General features: G+C 58.3%; 17 protein-coding genes and 3 rRNA genes. 3 read left to right on the top strand and 17 right to left on the bottom strand.

What is annotated here, in order from left to right:
- Window positions 1-57: 57 nt before the first annotated feature.
- The 12 genes from rrf to mrcB all read right to left on the bottom strand — a co-directional run bounded on the left by rrf (window position 58) and on the right by mrcB (window position 15,414).
- Window positions 58-173 (bottom strand): 5S ribosomal RNA (gene rrf, locus HU725_RS03555).
- Window positions 174-301: 128 nt separating this feature from the next.
- A 23S ribosomal RNA gene (locus HU725_RS03550) occupies window positions 302-3,193 on the bottom strand.
- 290 nt (window positions 3,194-3,483) lie between these two features.
- Window positions 3,484-5,020, bottom strand: a 16S ribosomal RNA gene (locus HU725_RS03545).
- The 16S, 23S and 5S rRNA genes sit together here, the layout of an rRNA operon.
- A 538-nt stretch (window positions 5,021-5,558) precedes the next feature.
- Window positions 5,559-6,170, bottom strand: a complete 612-nt coding sequence (gene msrQ, locus HU725_RS03540) for a protein-methionine-sulfoxide reductase heme-binding subunit MsrQ (protein WP_186478833.1) — start codon at window positions 6,168-6,170, stop codon at window positions 5,559-5,561.
- Window positions 6,170-7,183, bottom strand: coding sequence for a protein-methionine-sulfoxide reductase catalytic subunit MsrP (msrP, locus tag HU725_RS03535; RefSeq protein ID WP_186478834.1), 1,014 nt, complete (start codon window positions 7,181-7,183; stop codon window positions 6,170-6,172). The genes msrQ and msrP overlap by 1 nt, the downstream gene beginning before the upstream one ends.
- A gap of 79 nt (window positions 7,184-7,262) precedes the next feature.
- Complete coding sequence (gene pssA / locus HU725_RS03530) at window positions 7,263-8,105, bottom strand: CDP-diacylglycerol--serine O-phosphatidyltransferase (RefSeq protein WP_060478608.1); 843 nt, start codon at window positions 8,103-8,105, stop codon at window positions 7,263-7,265.
- Between the two features lie 150 nt (window positions 8,106-8,255).
- Complete coding sequence (gene ilvC / locus HU725_RS03525; protein WP_054885606.1) at window positions 8,256-9,272, bottom strand: ketol-acid reductoisomerase; 1,017 nt, start codon at window positions 9,270-9,272, stop codon at window positions 8,256-8,258.
- A gap of 56 nt (window positions 9,273-9,328) precedes the next feature.
- Window positions 9,329-9,820, bottom strand: a complete 492-nt coding sequence (gene ilvN / locus HU725_RS03520) for an acetolactate synthase small subunit (RefSeq protein ID WP_003250040.1) — start codon at window positions 9,818-9,820, stop codon at window positions 9,329-9,331.
- Window position 9,821: 1 nt separating this feature from the next.
- Window positions 9,822-11,546 carry an acetolactate synthase 3 large subunit gene (locus HU725_RS03515; RefSeq protein WP_060478654.1) on the bottom strand — a complete coding sequence of 575 codons (1,725 nt, stop codon included), beginning with the start codon at window positions 11,544-11,546 and terminating at the stop codon, window positions 9,822-9,824.
- Between the two features lie 414 nt (window positions 11,547-11,960).
- On the bottom strand, window positions 11,961-12,287 hold the full coding sequence (locus HU725_RS03510) for a YqcC family protein (RefSeq protein WP_186478874.1): 327 nt from the start codon (window positions 12,285-12,287) through the stop codon (window positions 11,961-11,963).
- Complete coding sequence (locus tag HU725_RS03505; protein WP_186478835.1) at window positions 12,287-13,063, bottom strand: tetratricopeptide repeat protein; 777 nt, start codon at window positions 13,061-13,063, stop codon at window positions 12,287-12,289. Before HU725_RS03505 ends, HU725_RS03510 begins: the two co-directional genes overlap by 1 nt.
- Before the next feature lie 29 nt (window positions 13,064-13,092).
- Entirely contained in the window at window positions 13,093-15,414 is a 2,322-nt protein-coding gene (gene mrcB, locus HU725_RS03500; protein WP_060478610.1) for a penicillin-binding protein 1B, read from the bottom strand.
- A gap of 117 nt (window positions 15,415-15,531) precedes the next feature.
- Here mrcB and HU725_RS03495 point away from each other — a divergent pair, with 117 nt between their 5' ends.
- Window positions 15,532-17,091 carry a bifunctional aminoglycoside phosphotransferase/ATP-binding protein gene (locus tag HU725_RS03495; RefSeq protein ID WP_186478836.1) on the top strand — a complete coding sequence of 520 codons (1,560 nt, stop codon included), beginning with the start codon at window positions 15,532-15,534 and terminating at the stop codon, window positions 17,089-17,091.
- A 177-nt stretch (window positions 17,092-17,268) separates the two neighbouring features.
- Window positions 17,269-17,574, top strand: a complete 306-nt coding sequence (locus HU725_RS03490; RefSeq protein ID WP_186478837.1) for a TfoX/Sxy family protein — start codon at window positions 17,269-17,271, stop codon at window positions 17,572-17,574.
- 164 nt (window positions 17,575-17,738) lie between these two features.
- Here the strand turns inward: HU725_RS03490 and HU725_RS03485 are convergent, their stop codons facing one another.
- The 4 genes from HU725_RS03485 to HU725_RS03470 are packed head-to-tail and all read right to left on the bottom strand — an operon-like array spanning window position 17,739 to window position 21,309.
- Window positions 17,739-18,623: a ChaN family lipoprotein gene (locus tag HU725_RS03485; RefSeq protein WP_186478838.1), complete on the bottom strand. Its 885-nt coding sequence runs from the start codon at window positions 18,621-18,623 to the stop codon at window positions 17,739-17,741.
- Window positions 18,624-18,635: 12 nt separating this feature from the next.
- Window positions 18,636-19,403 (bottom strand): heme ABC transporter ATP-binding protein, encoded by a 768-nt coding sequence (locus HU725_RS03480; RefSeq protein WP_060478614.1) that lies wholly within the window; start codon window positions 19,401-19,403, stop codon window positions 18,636-18,638.
- Window positions 19,403-20,386 carry a FecCD family ABC transporter permease gene (locus tag HU725_RS03475; protein ID WP_186478875.1) on the bottom strand — a complete coding sequence of 328 codons (984 nt, stop codon included), beginning with the start codon at window positions 20,384-20,386 and terminating at the stop codon, window positions 19,403-19,405. Before HU725_RS03475 ends, HU725_RS03480 begins: the two co-directional genes overlap by 1 nt.
- 50 nt (window positions 20,387-20,436) lie before the next feature.
- On the bottom strand, window positions 20,437-21,309 hold the full coding sequence (locus HU725_RS03470; protein ID WP_186478839.1) for a heme/hemin ABC transporter substrate-binding protein: 873 nt from the start codon (window positions 21,307-21,309) through the stop codon (window positions 20,437-20,439).
- A 150-nt stretch (window positions 21,310-21,459) separates the two neighbouring features.
- Between HU725_RS03470 and HU725_RS03465 the strand changes: the two genes are divergently transcribed.
- Complete coding sequence (locus tag HU725_RS03465) at window positions 21,460-21,777, top strand: Rieske (2Fe-2S) protein (protein ID WP_060478617.1); 318 nt, start codon at window positions 21,460-21,462, stop codon at window positions 21,775-21,777.
- Here the strand turns inward: HU725_RS03465 and sfsA are convergent.
- Window positions 21,767-22,477, bottom strand: a complete 711-nt coding sequence (sfsA, locus tag HU725_RS03460; protein ID WP_186478840.1) for a DNA/RNA nuclease SfsA — start codon at window positions 22,475-22,477, stop codon at window positions 21,767-21,769. The two genes, HU725_RS03465 and sfsA, sit on opposite strands and share 11 nt — an antisense overlap.

The raw sequence follows: 22,477 nt of genomic DNA, 5'->3' as shown, positions 1-22,477 counted from the left end.
GGCCAGAAAAGACAAAACCCCTACCTGCATGCGCAGATAGGGGTTTTGCGAAATGAATCTTGACGATGACCTACTCTCACATGGGGAAACCCCACACTACCATCGGCGATGCATCGTTTCACTACTGAGTTCGGGATGGGATCAGGTGGTTCCAATGCTCTATGGTCGTCAAGAAATTCTGTAGCCAGAATGTCCTGTTGGACAGCCCAGCGAATTCGGATATGCGATTTGTGATGTTGCGAATTTTCGGGTCTTTCGTCTTCACCACCACAATCTGCGTTGCAGATTGCTTGGGTGTTATATGGTCAAGCCTCACGGGCAATTAGTATTGGTTAGCTCAACGCCTCACAGCGCTTACACACCCAACCTATCAACGTCGTAGTCTTCGACGGCCCTTTAGGGGATTCAAGATCCCAGTGAGATCTCATCTTGAGGCAAGTTTCCCGCTTAGATGCTTTCAGCGGTTATCTCTTCCGAACATAGCTACCCGGCAATGCCACTGGCGTGACAACCGGAACACCAGAGGTTCGTCCACTCCGGTCCTCTCGTACTAGGAGCAGCCCCTCTCAAATCTCAAACGTCCACGGCAGATAGGGACCGAACTGTCTCACGACGTTCTAAACCCAGCTCGCGTACCACTTTAAATGGCGAACAGCCATACCCTTGGGACCGGCTTCAGCCCCAGGATGTGATGAGCCGACATCGAGGTGCCAAACACCGCCGTCGATATGAACTCTTGGGCGGTATCAGCCTGTTATCCCCGGAGTACCTTTTATCCGTTGAGCGATGGCCCTTCCATACAGAACCACCGGATCACTAAGACCTACTTTCGTACCTGCTCGACGTGTTTGTCTCGCAGTCAAGCGCGCTTTTGCCTTTATACTCTACGACCGATTTCCGACCGGTCTGAGCGCACCTTCGTACTCCTCCGTTACTCTTTGGGAGGAGACCGCCCCAGTCAAACTACCCACCATACACTGTCCTCGATCCGGATAACGGACCTGAGTTAGAACCTCAAAGTTGCCAGGGTGGTATTTCAAGGATGGCTCCATGAGAACTGGCGTCCCCACTTCAAAGCCTCCCACCTATCCTACACAAGCAAATTCAAAGTCCAGTGCAAAGCTATAGTAAAGGTTCACGGGGTCTTTCCGTCTAGCCGCGGATACACTGCATCTTCACAGCGATTTCAATTTCACTGAGTCTCGGGTGGAGACAGCGCCGCCATCGTTACGCCATTCGTGCAGGTCGGAACTTACCCGACAAGGAATTTCGCTACCTTAGGACCGTTATAGTTACGGCCGCCGTTTACCGGGGCTTCGATCAAGAGCTTCGCTTGCGCTAACCCCATCAATTAACCTTCCGGCACCGGGCAGGCGTCACACCCTATACGTCCACTTTCGTGTTTGCAGAGTGCTGTGTTTTTAATAAACAGTCGCAGCGGCCTGGTATCTTCGACCGGCATGGGCTTACGGAGCAAGTCCTTCACCCTCGCCGGCGCACCTTCTCCCGAAGTTACGGTGCCATTTTGCCTAGTTCCTTCACCCGAGTTCTCTCAAGCGCCTTGGTATTCTCTACCTAACCACCTGTGTCGGTTTGGGGTACGGTTCCCAGTTATCTGAAGCTTAGGAGCTTTTCTTGGAAGCATGGCATCAACCACTTCGCGCTCTAAAGAGCACTCGTCATCAGCTCTCGGCCTTAAGATCCCGGATTTGCCTAAGATCTCAGCCTACCACCTTAAACTTGGACAACCAACGCCAAGCTGGCCTAGCCTTCTCCGTCCCTCCATCGCAATAACTGGAAGTACAGGAATATTAACCTGTTTTCCATCGACTACGCTTTTCAGCCTCGCCTTAGGGACCGACTAACCCTGCGTCGATTAACGTTGCGCAGGAAACCTTGGTCTTTCGGCGTGCGAGTTTTTCACTCGCATTGTCGTTACTCATGTCAGCATTCGCACTTCTGATACCTCCAGCAAGCTTCTCAACTCACCTTCACAGGCTTACAGAACGCTCCTCTACCGCATCACCAAAGGTGATACCCGTAGCTTCGGTGCATGGTTTGAGCCCCGTTACATCTTCCGCGCAGGCCGACTCGACTAGTGAGCTATTACGCTTTCTTTAAAGGATGGCTGCTTCTAAGCCAACCTCCTAGCTGTCTAAGCCTTCCCACATCGTTTCCCACTTAACCATGACTTTGGGACCTTAGCTGACGGTCTGGGTTGTTTCCCTTTTCACGACGGACGTTAGCACCCGCCGTGTGTCTCCCATGCTCGGCACTTGTAGGTATTCGGAGTTTGCATCGGTTTGGTAAGTCGGGATGACCCCCTAGCCGAAACAGTGCTCTACCCCCTACAGTGATACATGAGGCGCTACCTAAATAGCTTTCGAGGAGAACCAGCTATCTCCGAGCTTGATTAGCCTTTCACTCCGATCCACAGGTCATCCGCTAACTTTTCAACGGTAGTCGGTTCGGTCCTCCAGTCAGTGTTACCTAACCTTCAACCTGCCCATGGATAGATCGCCCGGTTTCGGGTCTATACCCAGCGACTAAACGCCCTATTAAGACTCGCTTTCGCTACGCCTCCCCTATTCGGTTAAGCTCGCCACTGAATATAAGTCGCTGACCCATTATACAAAAGGTACGCAGTCACCTAACAAAGTAGGCTCCCACTGCTTGTACGCATACGGTTTCAGGTTCTATTTCACTCCCCTCTCCGGGGTTCTTTTCGCCTTTCCCTCACGGTACTGGTTCACTATCGGTCAGTCAGTAGTATTTAGCCTTGGAGGATGGTCCCCCCATGTTCAGACAAAGTTTCTCGTGCTCCGTCCTACTCGATTTCATTGATAAGAGACTTTCGTGTACGGGGCTATCACCCACTATGGCCGCACTTTCCAGAGCGTTCCACTAATCTCAAACCAACTTAAGGGCTGGTCCCCGTTCGCTCGCCACTACTAAGGGAATCTCGGTTGATTTCTTTTCCTCAGGGTACTTAGATGTTTCAGTTCCCCTGGTTCGCCTCTTGCACCTATGTATTCAGTACAAGATACTCAGCTTATGCTGAGTGGGTTCCCCCATTCAGAGATCTCTGGATCACAGTCTGTTTGCCGACTCCCCAAAGCTTATCGCAGGCTACCACGTCTTTCATCGCCTCTGACTGCCAAGGCATCCACCGTATGCGCTTCTTCACTTGACCATATAACCCCAAGCAATCTGGTTATACTGTGAAGACGACATTCGCCGAAAATTCGCATGTTGCGCTTACGCGCAGAACTCACAAATTTTACCTTAGCCTGATACCCAGCAGTGAAACTGGCTATCAGTCTATATCTATCACATATCCGAATTTTTAAAGAACGATCTGACAAAAGCCAGAAATCAACATTCGACGCGAATGTTCATTTCTGAATTCGATCAGGTGCAACGTCTTCAACCAAGAATCAAGCAATTCGTGTGGGAGCTCATCAGCAGGCTGATGTCGTCGATTAAGGAGGTGATCCAGCCGCAGGTTCCCCTACGGCTACCTTGTTACGACTTCACCCCAGTCATGAATCACACCGTGGTAACCGTCCTCCCGAAGGTTAGACTAGCTACTTCTGGTGCAACCCACTCCCATGGTGTGACGGGCGGTGTGTACAAGGCCCGGGAACGTATTCACCGCGACATTCTGATTCGCGATTACTAGCGATTCCGACTTCACGCAGTCGAGTTGCAGACTGCGATCCGGACTACGATCGGTTTTGTGAGATTAGCTCCACCTCGCGGCTTGGCAACCCTCTGTACCGACCATTGTAGCACGTGTGTAGCCCAGGCCGTAAGGGCCATGATGACTTGACGTCATCCCCACCTTCCTCCGGTTTGTCACCGGCAGTCTCCTTAGAGTGCCCACCATAACGTGCTGGTAACTAAGGACAAGGGTTGCGCTCGTTACGGGACTTAACCCAACATCTCACGACACGAGCTGACGACAGCCATGCAGCACCTGTGTCAGAGTTCCCGAAGGCACCAATCCATCTCTGGAAAGTTCTCTGCATGTCAAGGCCTGGTAAGGTTCTTCGCGTTGCTTCGAATTAAACCACATGCTCCACCGCTTGTGCGGGCCCCCGTCAATTCATTTGAGTTTTAACCTTGCGGCCGTACTCCCCAGGCGGTCAACTTAATGCGTTAGCTGCGCCACTAAAATCTCAAGGATTCCAACGGCTAGTTGACATCGTTTACGGCGTGGACTACCAGGGTATCTAATCCTGTTTGCTCCCCACGCTTTCGCACCTCAGTGTCAGTATCAGTCCAGGTGGTCGCCTTCGCCACTGGTGTTCCTTCCTATATCTACGCATTTCACCGCTACACAGGAAATTCCACCACCCTCTACCGTACTCTAGCTTGCCAGTTTTGGATGCAGTTCCCAGGTTGAGCCCGGGGCTTTCACATCCAACTTAACAAACCACCTACGCGCGCTTTACGCCCAGTAATTCCGATTAACGCTTGCACCCTCTGTATTACCGCGGCTGCTGGCACAGAGTTAGCCGGTGCTTATTCTGTCGGTAACGTCAAAACAGCAAGGTATTAGCTTACTGCCCTTCCTCCCAACTTAAAGTGCTTTACAATCCGAAGACCTTCTTCACACACGCGGCATGGCTGGATCAGGCTTTCGCCCATTGTCCAATATTCCCCACTGCTGCCTCCCGTAGGAGTCTGGACCGTGTCTCAGTTCCAGTGTGACTGATCATCCTCTCAGACCAGTTACGGATCGTCGCCTTGGTGAGCCATTACCTCACCAACTAGCTAATCCGACCTAGGCTCATCTGATAGCGCAAGGCCCGAAGGTCCCCTGCTTTCTCCCGTAGGACGTATGCGGTATTAGCGTTCCTTTCGAAACGTTGTCCCCCACTACCAGGCAGATTCCTAGGCATTACTCACCCGTCCGCCGCTGAATCAAGGAGCAAGCTCCCGTCATCCGCTCGACTTGCATGTGTTAGGCCTGCCGCCAGCGTTCAATCTGAGCCATGATCAAACTCTTCAGTTCAATACTGCTTGGGTTTTTAAGAAACCCTAAACTTGGCTCAGCAATCTCAAATGACTATGTGATTTCTCGCATGGCCACTTGTGATGCTGATAATCTTTGTGACTATCAGTCCGTACTCACAAGCACCCACACGAATTGCTTGATTCGATTTGTTAAAGAGCATTTGGTTAAGAGCGTTTCGTCTCAACCGAGGCGCGCATTCTACGCTTTCCTCATTTGCTGTCAAGCGTTTATTTTGAAGTTTTTTGCGAGAAACTCGTTTAGCTTCAAACACTTGACTCGCTGCGATCTCTCGTAGCGGGAGGCGAATCATACAGCGTTTAAAACCGCTGTCAACCTTCATCTCCACCGCTATCGATCAGTCGACCGAAGCGCTTCCAATCTCGCCCAAACTAGTTAACTCGTTGAATCTCAAGGAGTTTTTCGTTCCGATGTCGCTGGAAGTGGGGCGCATTATAAGGGGATTCGAAAGCCCGTCAACCTTTAATTTCATTAATTTGAAATATTCCACATGCAGAGCATTAGGCCCTCTCAAACCTCAAACCGCCCTTCCCTGCCGCCGAGCAACCCTGGGGAGCCAGCGCGAAACCGTGGGCACCCGTAATACCATCAACACCACACCAATAAATGCATAGATTGCCCACTCCCTCAGGTCTGAACGCACGATCCACAGGAAATGCAGCAACCCCAAACCGAGCACCCCATATACCAGCCTGTGCAGCTTCTTCCATCTTGCCCCCAATCGCCGCTGGCTATACCGGTTCGAGGTTACCGCCAGCACCAGCAAAACGAGAAAGCCGAGCGCACCGACGATAATGTATGGCCGCTTGCGCAGCTCTACCGCCAACTGCGCCCAATCCAACCCTAGGATGAAAAACAGGTAGGCCAGGACATGCAGCAAGATATAGGCAAAGACCCACAACCCCAGTTGCCGCCGAACCACGATCCACCCCGACCAGCCTGTCAGCTTCTGTAACGGCGTCATGCTCAAGGTGACCAGCAGGAAGACAAGCGCCCCCAACCCCAGCCGATCCATCAGGATTTTCCCAGGATCCGGCCCCAGCAGGTTCATCACCGCCGCGTACAACCACCAAGCAGGAAACAGGCACCCCACGATGAAGATGCCCAAGCGAAACAATGGGTAGCGCATCAATAATTCTTCCGCAGGTCCAGCCCGGTATACAGCGACGCCACGTCATCGGCATAGCCATTGAACATCTGGGTATCTCGCACATTGGGACTGAACAGCCCGCTGGGCAAGCGCCGCTCGCGGGCCTGGGTCCAACGTGGATGGTCGACGGTTGGGTTGACGTTGGCGTAGAAGCCATACTCATCCGGTGCCAGCCCCTGCCAGGTAGTCCCCGGCTGCTCGGCCACAAGGCTGATGCGCACGATCGACTTTATGCTCTTGAAGCCGTACTTCCATGGCACCACCAGACGCAAGGGCGCGCCATTCTGGTTGGGCAGCTCACGTCCATACATCCCGACCGCTAGAATCGCCAAGGGATGCATGGCTTCATCCAAGCGCAATCCCTCTCTGTACGGCCAGTCGATCAAGGCAAAGCCTGAACGTTGCCCAGGCATATGTTGCGGATCCTTCAGTGTCTCGAAGCGCACGTAGCGCGCTTTCGAATTCGGCTCGACCTGTTTGAGCACCTGCGCCAAAGGGAAGCCCAACCACGGTATGACCATCGACCACGCCTCAACGCAGCGCAGCCGGTAGATACGCTCTTCAAGCTGGTACGGTTTGACGAAGTCTTCCAAGGCATAGCGCCCCGGCTTGCCCACCTCGCCATCCACAACGACCGACCAAGGCTCGGTTTTCAGGCTGTCGCCATTGGCGGCCGGGTCACCCTTGTCAGGCCCGAACTCATAGAAATTGTTGTAATGCGTAGCATCTTTGAAAGGGGTGATCGCCTCGCCATCGGCCGTAACGGCCTGCCAATGAGCAGCGCCGAGCTTTTCGGTGAACCAGGCAGGCGCATTACCGGGCGCAGCATCGGCATAGCGCGAAGCCTCAGCGGCGCGCGCCGCCCCAGGCAAAGCGCCCAGGGCAAGGCCGGCCAAGGAGCCACCGAGCAATCTACGACGGGAAAGGTAAATGCCTTCGGGGGTGATCTCGGCTGCCTTGCAGTCTGAAGACCTTGGAAGCTTGATGAGCATGGTCGGCTCCACAGCACTGGATGACGGATGTACCAGTAAGACTATGGAGCCGGAGGGTTATTCCAGCATTAAATAATTATCACGCCTTGCGCCGACGACCGCGCAGCAGAAACTGGATAGGGCCCGACGCCGCGTAAGCAAGGAAGATCAGCAGCAGGATGCGCGGCGGGTCGCTGAATACCACGGCAAACACCAGCACCACCGCAAGAATCGCCACGAAAGGCACGCGCCCCTTGAGGTCCAGCTCCTTGAAGCTGTTGTACTTGATGTTGCTGACCATCAACATACCGGCAGCAGCAACCAGCAAGGCCACCAAGAACGATAGCTTGGAGCCCTGGATGCCGAAGTCGCTGAACGCCCACACGGTACCGGCAACGACGCCTGCGGCAGCTGGGCTGGCAAGGCCGATGAAGTAGCGCTTGTCGGCAGTGCCGACCTGGGTATTGAAACGCGCCAGACGCAGCGCGGCACCGGCCACATAGATGAAGGCAACCATCCAGCCGATCTTGCCCATGTCAGCCAGCGCCCAACCAAAGGCCAGCAAGGCCGGGGCCACGCCGAAGGCAACCATATCCGACAGCGAGTCATATTCGGCGCCAAAGGCGCTCTGGGTATTGGTCATCCGTGCCACGCGGCCGTCGAGGCCGTCGAGCACCATGGCTACGAAGATAGCGATGGCGGCGATGGCGAAGTATTTGCTCGCCTCGCGGGGGTCGCCAGCGCTTTGCGCACTCATCGAGCTGATGATGGAATAAAAACCGGCAAACAGGTTGGCGGTGGTGAACAGATTGGGCAGCAGATAGATGCCGCGATGGCGCACCTTGCGCCCTTCGGCGTCATGCCCTTCTTCAACGTGCTCATCGACAGGTAGCAGGCTTTCGGCGTCGGAGGGCTTGTTCGGCTCTTCGGGACGTTCGCTCATGGAGGGTACCTTGCAACAGGATGGAAAATGTTCGACACGGGCCCGCGAAACAGGTTCTGACAGCGAGCCACTGGTCTGCTTTATACCAGAAGCTGACTGCCAGAACGAAAAAACGCGGCCGAAGCCGCGTTTTTCATCTTTCGATAAGACTTAGTTCTTGGTCTTGTCGACGATTTTGTTGGCCGAGATCCACGGCATCATCGAACGCAGTTGCTCGCCGATGATTTCGATGCCGTGAGCGGCGTTGTTGCGGCGCTTGGCGGTCATCGATGGGTAGTTGGTAGCGCCTTCGGAGATGAACATCTTCGCGTACTCGCCGTCCTGGATGCGCTTGAGAGCATTGCGCATGGCCTTGCGGGATTCTTCGTTGATGACTTCTGGACCGGTGACGTATTCACCGTACTCGGCGTTATTGGAGATCGAGTAGTTCATGTTGGCGATGCCGCCTTCGTACATGAGGTCAACGATCAGCTTCAGCTCGTGCAGGCACTCGAAGTAGGCCATCTCTGGCGCGTAGCCAGCTTCGACCAGGGTTTCGAAACCGGCTTTGACCAGTTCGACGGTACCGCCGCACAGAACAGCTTGCTCACCGAACAGGTCGGTTTCAGTCTCGTCCTTGAAGGTGGTTTCGATGATGCCGGTACGGCCGCCGCCCACACCCGAAGCGTACGACAGAGCCACGTTCTTGGCGTTGCCCGAGGCGTCCTGGTAGATGGCGATCAGGTCAGGAATACCGCCGCCTTTGACGAACTCGGAGCGAACGGTGTGGCCCGGAGCCTTCGGCGCGATCATGATCACGTCGAGGTCGGCACGCGGCACAACCTGGTTGTAGTGGATGGCGAAGCCGTGGGAGAAGGCCAGGGTAGCGCCCTTCTTGATGTTCGGCTCGATTTCCTGCTTGTACAGCTGGCCCTGGAACTCGTCCGGGGTCAGGATCATGACCAGGTCTGCAGCAGCGACGGCGGAGGCAACGTCGGTCACTTTCAGGCCGTGGGCTTCTGCCTTGGCAACGGTGGCCGAGCCTTTACGCAGACCGATAGTGACATCAACACCGGAGTCTTTCAGGTTGCAAGCCTGAGCGTGGCCTTGCGAGCCGTAACCGATGATGGCGACTTTCTTACCCTGGATGATGGAAAGGTCGCAGTCTTTATCGTAGAAAACTTTCATGAAAATACCCCTGGTTATATCTCGGCCCCCTGCGGAGCCATCGCTAATTGATGAATTCAGATGCTGAGCACTTTGTCGCCACGGGCAATGCCGGTAACGCCGCTGCGCACGGTTTCGAGAATCGATGCGGTGCCGATGGCCTGGATGAAGCTGTCCAGCTTGTCGCTGGTGCCGCTCAGTTGCACGGTGTACACGCTGGCAGTCACATCGACGATCTGGCCACGGAAGATATCCGTGGTGCGCTTGATCTCGGCGCGCTGGGCACCGGTGGCCTTGACCTTGACCAGCATCAGTTCACGCTCGATGTGAGCGCTCTCCGACAGGTCGACAAGTTTCACCACTTCGACCAGCTTGTTCAGGTTCTTGGTGATTTGCTCGATCACCTCGTCATGGCCAACGGTGGTCAGCGTCAGGCGCGACAAAGTCGGGTCTTCGGTCGGCGCCACGGTCAGGCTTTCAATGTTGTAGTTGCGCTGGGAGAACAGGCCGACCACACGGGACAGAGCACCGGGTTCGTTTTCCAGCAGCAGAGAGATGATATGCCGCATATCAGGTACGCTCCGTCTTGCTCAGCCACATGTCACGCATCGAGCCATCCTTGATCTGCATCGGATAGACGTGCTCGCTGCGGTCCACCGCGATGTCGATGAACACCAGGCGGTCCTTCATCGCAAACGCTTCTTCCAGCTTCGGCTTGAGGTCCTTGAGGCTGGTGATGCGGATGCCGACGTGGCCATAGGCCTCGGCCAGCTTGATGAAGTCAGGCAGCGACTCGACGTAAGAGTGCGAGTGACGACCGTTGTAGGCCATGTCCTGCCACTGGCGGACCATGCCCAGTACACCGTTGTTCATGTTGACGATCTTCACCGGCAGGCCGTACTGCATGCAGGTGGACAGCTCCTGGATGTTCATCTGGATACTGCCCTCGCCGGTCACGCAGGCCACGTCCTGGTCCGGGAAGTTGAGCTTGATGCCCATTGCCGCCGGGAAGCCGAAGCCCATGGTGCCCAGGCCACCGGAGTTGATCCAGCGGTTTGGTTTGTTGAAGCGGTAATACTGCGCCGCGAACATCTGATGCTGGCCAACGTCGGAGGTGATGAAAGCATCACCATTGGTCACTTCGCACAGCGTCTCGATGACTTTCTGCGGCTTGATGACGTTACCGTCGCCCTTGTCGTAAGGGAACAGTTCGCCATTGCCACGCCATTCGTCGATCTGCTTCCACCAGGCATCCAATGCCGCCTTCTCAGGCTGGCCACCGATTTCCTTGAGGATGCCGAGCATTTCGCTGAGCACGCTGTCGACCGGGCCTACGATCGGCACGTCGGCCTTGATCATCTTGGAAATCGACGCTGGGTCGATATCGACATGGATGATCTTGGCGTTCGGGCAGAACTTGGCCGGGCCGTTGACCACGCGGTCATCGAAGCGCGCACCGACGGCGAAGATCACATCGGCGTTGTGCATGGCCATGTTGGCAGTGAAGCTGCCGTGCATGCCCAGCATGCCGAGGAACTGGCGATCAGTACCCGGGAAGCCACCCAGCCCCATCAGGGTGTTGGTTACGGGCAGGTTCAGCGACTTGGCGATTTCGGTCAGCGCTTCGGAGCCACCACCCAAAATCACACCACCACCGGCATAGACGATCGGGCGCTTGGCAGCCAAGAGCATTTCGGCAGCCTTGCGGATCTGACCAGAGTGGCCACGTACAGCCGGGCTGTAGGAACGCAGCTTGACCTTCTTCGGATAGACGTACTCGAACTTCTCGGCCGGGTTGGTCATATCTTTTGGAATGTCGACCACGACCGGGCCTGGGCGGCCGGATTGCGCCAGGTAGAACGCTTTCTTGAGTACCTCAGGGATCTCGGTGGGGTTCTTGATCATGAAGCTGTGCTTCACGATCGGCCGCGAGATACCGATCATGTCGGTTTCCTGGAAGGCATCGGTCCCCACCATGGTGCTGGGCACCTGGCCGGACAGGATGACCATCGGGATCGAATCCATATAGGCGGTGGCAATGCCGGTGATGGCATTGGTCGCGCCCGGGCCGGAGGTTACCAGCACCACACCGGCCTTGCCGGTGGCGCGGGCGTAGCCGTCCGCCATATGGGTTGCCGCCTGCTCGTGACGAACCAGGATGTGTTCCACTTCCGGTTCTTTGAACAGTGCGTCGTAAACATGAAGGAGAGCACCACCAGGGTACCCGTAGATGTGCTTAACGCCTTCGTCACGCAAGAAGCGGACGACCATTTCAGCGCCGGATAAAAGCTCCACGTTGATCACCTCTAAAACGCCAGAATACCGCCCCTCTGTGGACGGGTCTTAATAGGTTTACTGCCAAGCAGAGCATGAGCGAACGTCAGCACTGACTGAGCAAGTATTGGGAGCCCCCCAGAGTGTTGCGGGGGTTTCCCACCCAGCGCGAGGTAACGCGTTGCGGGGTGTAGCAGGCGGCGCGGGTATGCGCCTCATGATCTGCTTAGCGGGTCTGCTTCTGGCAGTCCCTCTAAAGCGGAATCTGGATTCTTGTGATTTGGCGCCTACAAGTCAAGAAAAATTATTGCCAATTTTCCCCCAAGTTGAATTACAGCCACCACGAAAAACCGACTCGGCAGCAGAAAAGATAAGATTTTAATAAAAAAGGGCCACAATCTGCGGCCCTTGAAGGAAAAACTGAAGAAATCAGGCTCAAGCAGCGATCAATCGATCGAATACTGCCAACAGCCGGCGCAGCTCGCGACTTTCTTCAGGACGATCGGTGAACACGGTTTCAGCCATTACCAGAATGCTGGAAGCATTTGGCAACGGCTGCCCAAGCTCGATGATGATCTTCATGCGCGGCAGGAAGATCCATTGCAACCACTGCTCGAAACTGAGCGTATCCACCGCGAAGGGTATGGTGCTGGCCAGCGCTTCATCGCTTGGCGGCTCGTCATCCCACCAGCCCTGCACCTGCAGCTCACGCTCGATGAGCAACAGATGGTCGGCGATATCGAGAATGCGTTGCTCGACCATCATGAATTGGTCCGCGCTTTCTGTCGTGCCAGCGCAGCGCCGGCACTATCACCCTGTTTTTCGCGCGCTTGGGCAATGGTGTTCCATAGCTCGGCTTGCAGATCCGGGCGACCGTTGGCGTAGGTCAGGGCCCGGCGAGCCAGTTGCTCGGCTTGAGGCGCATCGCCTTGGGACAGGCGCACCTGAGCCAGACGATAAAGCACCTGCGGCTCACGTGGGGCAATGCGCTGGGCACGCTCAAGGCTGGACGCTGCACCGTTGTAGTCACCACTGCCCTGCTGCGACTGGGCGGTTGTCAACAACGCCAACACCGGGCCATCCAGTTGCTCGTCGGCCGATAGGCCACCAGATGGCGCGCTGCTGCGGGGGATGCCGGTCGGGGCACTTGATGCAGCTGCAGCGCTGTTCATCGAGGCGATATCGAACGGTTCGTCGGCGATCGGGTTAGGGTTGGTAGTCTGCGGCCCCGACGTCACGGGGCCTGGAGTGATCGGGCCCGTGCTGATCGGCGCCCCACCGCTGGCTGCCGGGAAGGTCTGGATACCTGCGGCGCCTGCACCTTGCGGGATCATCACGGTCACCCCGGAGTCCTCCGGCAGCGACTGCGCCTGCGCGGTGCCATTGCTCATGCCGGCAGGCGAGCGATTGGCCTGCACACGCTCACTATTGGACACCCGGGTGCTCGAGTCCACAACCGGGATGTTGCCACGCTGCACGGTCGAACAGCCCTGCAGCACCACCAGCGCCGTCACGGCAGGAAACAGCCACTTATTCAAATTCACACCTCATCAATGCTGCTCAGGGCTCAGTTCATCCAGCCCTTGACCCAGTCCATGACCGATTCTGCCGGATTCTGCTCACCACCGCAGGTTGCTCCGGCAGGCGGTTCGCTGCCGCGAATATACGGCATCTGCACAGCGCCCGGACAGCTGCTGTCTGAACCTTTGCCGCTATAAGGATCGATCCACGCCTGCACAATGTTGTCTGGTTGAGGCATGTCCAGTGGCAGCGGGTCGGCCTTCTTCATAAAGCTGGTCCAGACCTGCAAGGCGCCAGTTGCACCGGTAAATGGGGTTTTGCCGTTATCGTCGCGCCCCATCCACACCACTGCTAGCAGATCCTGGCTGAAACCAGAGAACCAGCTGTCGCGCGAATCGTTACTGGTACCGGTCTTGCCGGCCAGGGTCAGAGAGCTTGGCAACACGTTGTAGACCGAGCGACCAGTACCCTCACGCATTACCCGCTGCATGGCGTTCTGCACCAGGTAGATGGAGCCTGGGTCGAAGGTCTGCTGGATCTGGAACGGGTAGCGCTTTAGCGGCTCGCCTTCGGCAGTAAGCACGCTGCGGATACCACGCATCGGGGTATTGAAGCCACCGTTGGCGATGGTCTGGTACATGGTCGCAACTTGCATCGGCGACATGCCGCCAGCCCCCAGCAACATGGCAGGGAATGCCGGCCAGTCGACCTTGACGCCGAGGCGGCCGATTGTCTTGATGACATTGGGCACGCCCACTTCAAGGCCAAGCTTGGCGGTCGACAGGTTAAGAGAGTTGGCCAGGCCCTGGTACAGGTAGATCGTACCGTGCGAGCGCCGGTCGTAGTTCTGCGGGCGCCACACTTGGCCGTCGGCGCCTTTGACCGAGAACGGCTCGTCTTGCACCCAAGTGGTCAGGGTGTATTTGCTTGGCTGTTCCAAGGCGGTCAGGTAGACGGCCGGTTTGACCAGCGAGCCAATGGGCCGCACAGCATCAATGGCTCGGTTGAAGCCAGCATAGCCGGATTGGCGGCTGCCGATCAGGGCTTGCACCTCACCGGTCTCCGGGTTGGTCACAACCATCGCCGACTCTACTTCGTCAGCGCCTTTGCGCCCACCAATGCGCTTGAAGGTTTCGGCCATGGAAGCTTCGGCTTTCATCTGCAGGATCGGATCGAAACTGGTGAAAATCCGCAAGCCTTCTTCAGTCAAGTCTTCGTCGCGATAATCCTGGCGCAGCTGGCGCTTGACCAGGTCGAGGAAAGCAGGGAACGAGCTGTCGGCAAGGCTACCGCGCTTGGTCACGCCCAAAGGCATCTTCTTCGCCGCATCGACTTCTGCCTGGCTGGCTACGCCTTGCTCGGCCACGAGGTCCAGAACCAGGTTACGCCGGGCAAGGGCACGCTCAGGATAACGGCGCGGGTTGTAGTACGACGGGCCCTTGACCATGCCCACCAGCAACGCGATCTGATGCAGCTTCAGCTCCGACAGCGGCTGGCTGAAGAAGAACTGGCTGGCTAGGCCGAAACCATGCACCGCACGCTGGCCATCCTGGCCGACGAACACTTCGTTGAGGTACGCCTCGAGAATTTCACGCTTGTCGTAATGCAGCTCCAGCAGCACGGCCATCATTGCTTCGGTGAGCTTACGGGTCAGGCTACGCTCGCTGGTCAGGTAGAAGTTTTTTACCAACTGCTGGGTCAGGGTACTACCGCCCTGGCGCATGGAGCCGGACGAGGTGTTCACCCACATGGCCCGGGCAATGGATTTGGGCGATACGCCGAAGTGGCTGTAGAAGTCGCGGTCTTCGGTGGCAACCAGGGTTTCGAGCAAATATGGCGGCACCTGATCGATCTTGATCAGGATGCGGTCTTCGAGGTTCTTGGGATAGATACCCCCGATCATCAGAGGCTCCAGGCGGACCACATCGAGCTTCTTGCCATTGGCGCCGGTCAGGTCTGCCACATAGTCGCCGGAGAAGCGCACACGCACGAACTGCGCAGGCTCCATACCCTCGTAGAACTGGAAGCCACGGGTATTGAGGTCGACGCTATTGCCGTTGACCGCTGCTGCGCCCGGGCCGTTGGCGGCGCTCTCACGGCGATAGCCAAGGGCATCGAGCTCGGTGAGGAAGTCGTTTTTGCTCAGTTTCTGCCCGGTGAACAGCTCCAACGGCCGGGCATAAACCTTGGCCGGGATAGTCCAGCGCTTGCCGGAAAACTTCTCCTGCACAACGGCATCGAGGTAAACCGCGAAGCCGGCAAGGATCACCAGGCCTACCAGGCTGAGCTTCAAGGCCCAGCCCAGCCAGGCGCGTGAGCGGCCGGTCGGGCGTTTCTGAGGGGTGCGAGTATTTCGAGTTCGAGTCATGGCGGCGGATTATACGCACTTTATGAAGGGTAGGCAGACGCCCTCTGGCGGTATGCAGGGACGGCACCATTGACCATAATGGCGCTTTCGAATTCCCTGTCCCCGGAAGGATTTCCCGTGAGCCAAGCCTTGATCAACGCGTTGCAGAACCCTGCCCTGTACCCTCACCCCGTGGACGGGTTCCAGCTCATCGAGACGCACATCTCCTGGGTCCTGCTCACTGGCGAGTACGCCTACAAGATCAAGAAGCCGATGAATTTCGGCTTCCTCGACTTCACCAGCCTGGGCCAGCGCCAGCATTTTTGTAATGAAGAATTGCGCCTCAACCAGCGCATGACCGAAGGCCTATACCTCGAAGTGCTACCGATCACCGGTAGTGTCGAAGCGCTGCAGATCGGTGGTGAAGGCCAGGCGTTCGAATATGTGCTGAAGATGCGCCAATTCCCCCAGGGCCAGATGCTCAACACCCTGCAGGCCAATGGCGAACTGGGTACCAGCCATATCGACCAGATGGCTCGCCAGATCGCCGAGTTTCACCTGCAAACGCCCAGGGTACCGGCCGATCAGCCGTATGGCTCGCCAGAAAGCGTCATGGCCCCGGTCGAGCAGAACTTCGAGCAGATCCGTCCATTTCTGAGCGACAAGGCCGACCTGCAGCAACTGGACAACCTGCAAGCCTGGGCGCGCAGCAGCTTCGAACGCCTCGAAGGGCTGTTCGCCTCACGCAAAGCCAACGGCTTCATCCGCGAATGCCATGGCGACATCCATCTGGGCAACGCAACCGTGATCGATGGCAAGGTCGTGATTTTCGACTGCATCGAGTTCAATGAGCCCTTCCGCAAGACCGACGTGTGGGCCGATACCGGCTTTCTGGCCATGGACCTGGAAGACCGCGGCCTCAAGTGCCTGGCACGGCGCTTCGTCAGCCAGTACCTCGAGCTGACCGGCGACTACGAGGGCCTGCAACTGCTCAATTTCTACAAGGCCTACCGCGCGTTGGTACGGGCCAAGATTGCACTGTTCAGCATGCCCGCCAATGCCGACGGCGTGCAGCGCGCCACCAGCCTGCGCACCTACCGCAACTACGCCAACCTGGCAGAAAGCTACAGCGCCATTCCTTCTCGCCTGCTAGCCATCACCCACGGCGTGTCGGCCGTAGGCAAGAGCCACGTGGCCATGCGCCTGGTCGAAGCGCTGGGTGCAGTGCGTGTACGCTCGGACGTGGAGCGCAAGCGACTGTTCGGCGAACAGCAGCAGGATGCCGACCAGCTTCACACTGGCATCTACGGCCAGGATGCCAGTGCAGCGACCTATCAGCGCCTGCACGAATTGGCGGCAATGATCCTGCGTGCAGGCTTCCCGGTCGTGCTCGATGCCACCTACCTGAAGGCTGAACAGCGCCAGGCGGCAGCAGGCGTGGCCAGCGAGACGGGCGTGCCGTTCCTGATCCTCGATTGCCAGGCCCCGGAAGCGGTGATCGCCAGTTGGCTGCAACAGCGCCAGGCGCAAAATAGCGACCCGTCCGATGCAACGCTGGAGGTGGTCAAGGCTCAGCAGCAGAACCGTGAACCACTCAATGCCCAGGAGCAGCAACACAGCACCCGCATCGACACTCAGGAATCCAGTGGCATGGACCAGGTGATCGAACAGATTCGCCAGCGTCTGCCAGGGCTGTAAAGGCACGCCGCGCCTGTTCCGGCTATTCGGAGCAGGCGCCAACCCTCGCTACTGCGCTTGTCATTCCCATATTCCCGATGGCCAAACGCCGCGTATTTCCCAACCCCCGCTACACTCCTCTCTGACCTGCTCGCGATTTATCCACCCCGACCCGTTCAGCCATCGCAAGGAGGCTCGATGAACGATGAATTGCAGCATTTGAAAAATCTTGGCAAGACCTCTGCGCAGTGGTTGCATGCCGCCGGTATCCACAGTGCATCGGACTTGCGTCGGCTGGGCGCGGTCGGTGCCTACCAAGCGGTGAAAACCCGAGGGTTCAGGGCGTCCAAGGTGTTGCTGTACGCAATCGAAGGGGCCTTACTGGACATTCACTGGAACGATTTGCCAGCCGAACGCAAGCGGGCCCTCAATCAGCAGCTAGACGCAAAAAGTCAGCTGCCAAAAAAATCGGGATTAAATGCAGAAAAGGGATTGACGCCGTAATGAGAATCGTTATGATTATCACAACTGGTCGCGAGACTGGTTGGATAAACTAAGAGGCCTTGGTTCGGACTCTCAGATTATCTCCTCATCAGGCTAATCACGGTTATTGACCCGGCACTTTGCCGGGTCTTTTTTTGCCTGCGATTCAGGGCCCGCTGGCGTATCTATTTGAACCGGGCGCAGTAATCCTGCTCTGGCATCGCCGCGGTGTACCAGACGTAATCGGCCATTGCCGGCTCGACCTGCTCCCCGACCTCGGCCAGCAGCAGCACCTTGCTCTCACCTTTTGCGCCCAGATCGGCGAGATGCAACGGTACCCCCAGGTCCTTGCGCGCATGGTAGGCACCGGCGAGCAACAATGCAGGCTGCGGCGCCGCCAGCAGCCGTTCGGCAATACGCCGATCGCGCTGTTGCTGCACCGCCAGCATCGCCGGGAGCTGGCTATCGGGCAACAGGCCGCAGTGCCCCTGCTTGACGTGTTCGCGCAGGGCCGCCCTGACCGATGGAGCGGTGGATAGAGTGCCCGTCAAGCGCACCGGGTTGCGATAGGCCTCGCGCAGTTGCGCAGGTGAAAGGTTGGCCGCCAACAGCGGCACCTGGTGTTGCAACGCTTCTCGGACGATGGGGCCGTAAAGCTGCCAGTCCCAGCCTTTATCCCAAGCCAGTGCTGTGGGCAGGTCCTGGGGGAGTTGCGCAAGCCCGGCGAGTGCATCGGCCTTGCTTTGCTGCTCAGGTTGCAGCATTTCCAGCAGCAGGCTGCCCTGGGCCCGATGTTGCTGCAGCGCGCGCAACAACCATAATTGCAATGCATGATGATCGGGGCTGTCGTGCTTCTCCCCGACCAGTACGCGTGGCGCATCGGCCAAGCCTTCTATGAGCTGCTCAGGGCTGATCACCTGCCCGCTGGCCACGTCGTGTATTTGCCCCAGTTCAGGGCTATCAAGGCCCTCGCTGCCATGCCAGGCGGGTAACGGCGGCAAACTGGCCTGGCAGCCCGCCAGCACCAAGCTCAGAAAAAGTACTGAAGCGCACAGCAGTGGATAGCCCACGGGGATTGCCTCCTAGCGGGTAATGATCAATGGGTGCCCCCGTTCAGGATGGGGCTGCACCAGCACGTCGATACCAAACACGGCTTTGAGCAGCGACGGCGTCAGAACCGCCTGCGGCGCCGCCAGGGCGTGGCTACGACCCTCTTGCAGCAGCATGATGCGATCACAGTATCGCGCCGCCAGGTTCAAGTCATGCAGGATCACCAGCACAGCGGCGCCGGAATCGGCGAACCGGCGCACGGCCTCCAGGGTGGTGTGCTGATGCAGCGGGTCGAGCATCGATGTGGGCTCATCGAGTAGCAACGTAGCGCCCGCCTTCCCCGGCCAAAGCTGGGCCAGCACTCTTGCCAGATGCACCCGTTGCCGTTCGCCGCCCGACAGCGCCAGGTAACTGCGCCCCACCAAATGCCCGGCATCCGCTGCCTGCAGCGCATGTTCGATGATCTCGGCATCTCGCAGTTGCCCGCTGTCATGCGGCATGCGGCCCATGGCCACAACTTCCTCGACCTTGAAAGAAAAACCCAGGCTCGAGGCCTGCGGTAGTACTGCCAGGCACCTGGCACGCGCCTGCCCTGGCCAGTCAGCCAAAGGGCGACCTTGCAGGGTTACTTGCCCACGCTGCGGCACCAACTCGCCACACAAGACCCCGAGCAAGCTGCTCTTGCCAGCCCCATTGGGGCCAAGAACGCCCGTCACCTGTCCGGGGCTCAGTTGTAAATCTATGTCATGGAGCACGTCATTGCTGCCACGGCGCAGATGCAGCCCTTGAACTTGCAGCATCAACTGCGCCCTCTTATCAACAGCATCAGAAAGAACGGCGCACCAATAAAGGCCGTGACGATACCGATTGGCAACTCGGCAGGCGCCAGCAACAGCCGCGCGGCAAGGTCGGCGAACAGCATGAGTATGCCGCCGGCCAGCAATGACGCGGGTAGCACGACCCGATGGTCGGGCCCAGCCAGCAGGCGCACCAGGTGGGGAACCACCAGGCCGATAAAACCGATCAATCCGGCTGCAGCCACGCCAGCGCCCACCCCCAATGCGGTACAGAACACCAGTTCGCGCTTGAGGCGCTCCACGTCGACCCCCAGGTGCCGCGCCTCCGATTCGCCCAACAACAAGGCATTCAACGCTTTGGCCCGGCGCGGTAGCCAGACGGCCACGCCCACAGCGATCAGCAACAGTGGCCAAAGCCGCGCGTAGCTGGCGCCATTGAGGCTGCCCAGGTTCCAGAATGTCAGGGTCCGCAGGGTTGCATCATCGGCCAGATAAGACAGCAGGCCCACGGCGGCGCCGCCCAGCGCTGTCATGGCCACACCGGCCAGCAGCATGGTGGCAACATGGGTCTGGCCATCACGTCGGCCTAGCCGATAAACCAGGGCAGTCACGCCTAACCCACCGATGAAAGCGCACAACGACAAGAGATAAGGCGCAATTACCTCTGGCAAACCACCCAGCCAGCTGCCACCGACGATGGCCAGCGCTGCGCCCATAGCCGCCCCAGAGGCAACACCGACCAGGCCCGGGTCGGCCAGAGGGTTTCGAAACAGCCCCTGCATGGCCACCCCAGATAACGCCAGTACCGCGCCCACTGCCAAGCCCAGTAAGGTACGCGGAAGGCGAATCTGCCCAACAATCATCTCGGCCTGTTGCACCCCGTCGCCTGCGATGGGCAAGCCCAGCAGACGCAGACCGGCGCGGGCGGTGTCGCCCAATGGCAGGCTGACCGGCCCTAGTGCCAGTGACAACCACACCGCCAGCAGGCACAGCAATGTCAGGCAAGTGAAAAGTGTTCGCGGTGCAATCCGTTGTTTCATTTAGCGTTGCTTGCCGGATAGAACGCCGCGGCCAGTGCCTGCAAGGCCCCTGGCAAACGCGGGCCCAGGCCACCCACCAACAAAGTCGGGTCGAACGACACCAGGCGCTGTTCATGCACGGCGCGCGAAGCCGCCAACCCGGGATTCTCCTTCAGCAAGGCCTGCAACGCCTGCTCGCCGGCCAGCGCGCGGTCGGAAAACACCACGACATCCGGGTCGAGCGCCGCCAATGCCTCGCTGGAAAAATTCTTGTAGCCCTGGTGCTCTGCGAGGTTACGCGCACCTGCCTGGCGCAGCACCCAATCCCCTGCCGTGCCCTGCCCGGCAACCAGCGGCTTGGCGCCGGCATGGCCGATCAGCAGCAGCACGCCCGGTGCCTTGCGTTGCTGCTTGGCCTGCGCCACGTGCAGCTCCAGCGCCTGCATTTGCTGGCGATAGCTGGCCGACAGCTGCGCGGCCTTCTGCTCGGTGCCCAACAGCGCGCCCAAGTGCGTGAGGTTCTGATCCACCGCAGCCAGCTCAGCCTGGCTTGTGAACAGCTCCACCCGCACACCGGCATTACGCAACTGCGTGAGTACCGGCGGCGGCCCCATCTCGTCGGTGCCCACCAGCACATCCGGGCGCAAGCTGAGAATGCCTTCGGCTGACAACTGCCGCTGATAACCTATGCTGGGCAGCGCCTTGAGCGACTCGGGGTGCTGGCTGGTGGTATCCACCCCCACAAGACGTGACTCACCGCCCAGCTCGCAGATCCACTCACTCAGCGCACCGCCAGCACTCACCCAGCGTTGCGGCACATCGGTGGCCACAGCCTGGAGAGAAGTGAATAAAGCTGCACACAGGGCGAGCAAAGCAGCGGGACGGCGCATCGTTGGTTTCCTTCTGAAGGCGGGCCGCAGGCCTTGTAGCGGGCGGCAGAACTGCGCACCATAGACAGCTGGCGCAGCCAATGAGTGGAATTTGATAATTATTCGCATTGGCGCGTCAAGCCATCACTTTGTTTCACGAGCCTTTGTGCAATGCACTTTCTTTGTCCTTCCGCAGCCCTGCCCGAGGCCCACAGCCGCGCTTTCAGCGTAGACGGCATCGACCTGTTGGGCGTGCGCCGTCACGGCCAGGTTTACCTGTACCGTAACCGCTGCCCGCATCGCGGCATCCCGCTGAACTGGGCACCCGATGCTTTCGTGGATGAGAGCGCCAGCCTGATCCGCTGCGCCCATCATGGCGCGCTGTTTCTTGTGGAAAATGGCGAATGCGTGGCAGGCCCCTGTGAAGGCGAGGTGCTGCAAGCCCTAGGCTGCCATGAAGACAGCCAGGGCATCTGGCTCAAGAATTGAGCAGCACCGGCAGAGCGCGGTCGATGACAATTTGTTCGCGGTCCAGACGAACAGCGTAGGCCAACACGTGCACACCGTCCGCTACTGCAGCCCGCAGGGCCTGGGCATAGGCAAAGTCGATTTCCTCGGCAGGACGCACGGCCTCGATACCGGTAAGGTTCACGCAATACAGCTGCACGGCCCGAACGCCTTGACGGGCCAGGGCCGCCAATTCGCGCAGATGCTTGGCACCACGCTGGGTCACGGCATCCGGAAATGCCGCTACGGCCGTGTCCGGGTAACCAAGGGTTACGCTTTTGACCTCGACATAAGCAGGCCCGGCAGGGAACTCAAGGCGAAAATCCACCCGGCTGCGTTCTTCACCATAAGCGACCTCACGTTTGAGCCCGGTGAAACCGGCAAGCTCCTCAATCACGCCTGCTCGCAGGGCCTCCTCGACCAACGCATTGGCCCGCCCGGTATTGATACAGGCCAGGCGCCCCTGCGGCGTTTCGCTGATCTCCCAGGTGCCTGGCAGCTTGCGCTTGGGGTCATTAGAGCGGCTGAACCATACCTGCCCACCCTCGCGCATGCAGTTGAGCATGGAGCCGGTGTTCGGGCAGTGAATGGTGAGCTGCTCACCATTGGCCAACTCGATGTCCGCCAGAAAGCGTTTGTAGCGGCGCAGCAGGCGCCCTTGTTCCAGTTTTGGAAAAAGCAC

Source organism: Pseudomonas promysalinigenes (assembly GCF_014269025.2).
Lineage (GTDB): Bacteria > Pseudomonadota > Gammaproteobacteria > Pseudomonadales > Pseudomonadaceae > Aquipseudomonas > Aquipseudomonas promysalinigenes.
Note: the sequence above shows the minus strand (reverse complement) of the source record. Positions and strands in the feature narration are given on the sequence as shown.

Excerpts from the sequence above, each read along its gene's own strand:
- pssA (WP_060478608.1), bottom strand. The coding sequence starts at position 8,105 with ATGAGCGAACGTCCCGAAGAGCCGAACAAGCCCTCCGACGCCGAAAGC.
- msrP (WP_186478834.1), bottom strand. The coding sequence starts at position 7,183 with ATGCTCATCAAGCTTCCAAGGTCTTCAGACTGCAAGGCAGCCGAGATC.
- ilvN (WP_003250040.1), bottom strand. The coding sequence starts at position 9,820 with ATGCGGCATATCATCTCTCTGCTGCTGGAAAACGAACCCGGTGCTCTG.
- HU725_RS03470 (WP_186478839.1), bottom strand. The coding sequence starts at position 21,309 with ATGCGCCGTCCCGCTGCTTTGCTCGCCCTGTGTGCAGCTTTATTCACT.
- HU725_RS03465 (WP_060478617.1), top strand. The coding sequence starts at position 21,460 with ATGCACTTTCTTTGTCCTTCCGCAGCCCTGCCCGAGGCCCACAGCCGC.
- mrcB (WP_060478610.1), bottom strand. The coding sequence starts at position 15,414 with ATGACTCGAACTCGAAATACTCGCACCCCTCAGAAACGCCCGACCGGC.
- msrQ (WP_186478833.1), bottom strand. The coding sequence starts at position 6,170 with ATGCGCTACCCATTGTTTCGCTTGGGCATCTTCATCGTGGGGTGCCTG.
- HU725_RS03510 (WP_186478874.1), bottom strand. The coding sequence starts at position 12,287 with ATGGTCGAGCAACGCATTCTCGATATCGCCGACCATCTGTTGCTCATC.
- HU725_RS03490 (WP_186478837.1), top strand. The coding sequence starts at position 17,269 with ATGAACGATGAATTGCAGCATTTGAAAAATCTTGGCAAGACCTCTGCG.
- HU725_RS03480 (WP_060478614.1), bottom strand. The coding sequence starts at position 19,403 with ATGCTGCAAGTTCAAGGGCTGCATCTGCGCCGTGGCAGCAATGACGTG.
- ilvC (WP_054885606.1), bottom strand. The coding sequence starts at position 9,272 with ATGAAAGTTTTCTACGATAAAGACTGCGACCTTTCCATCATCCAGGGT.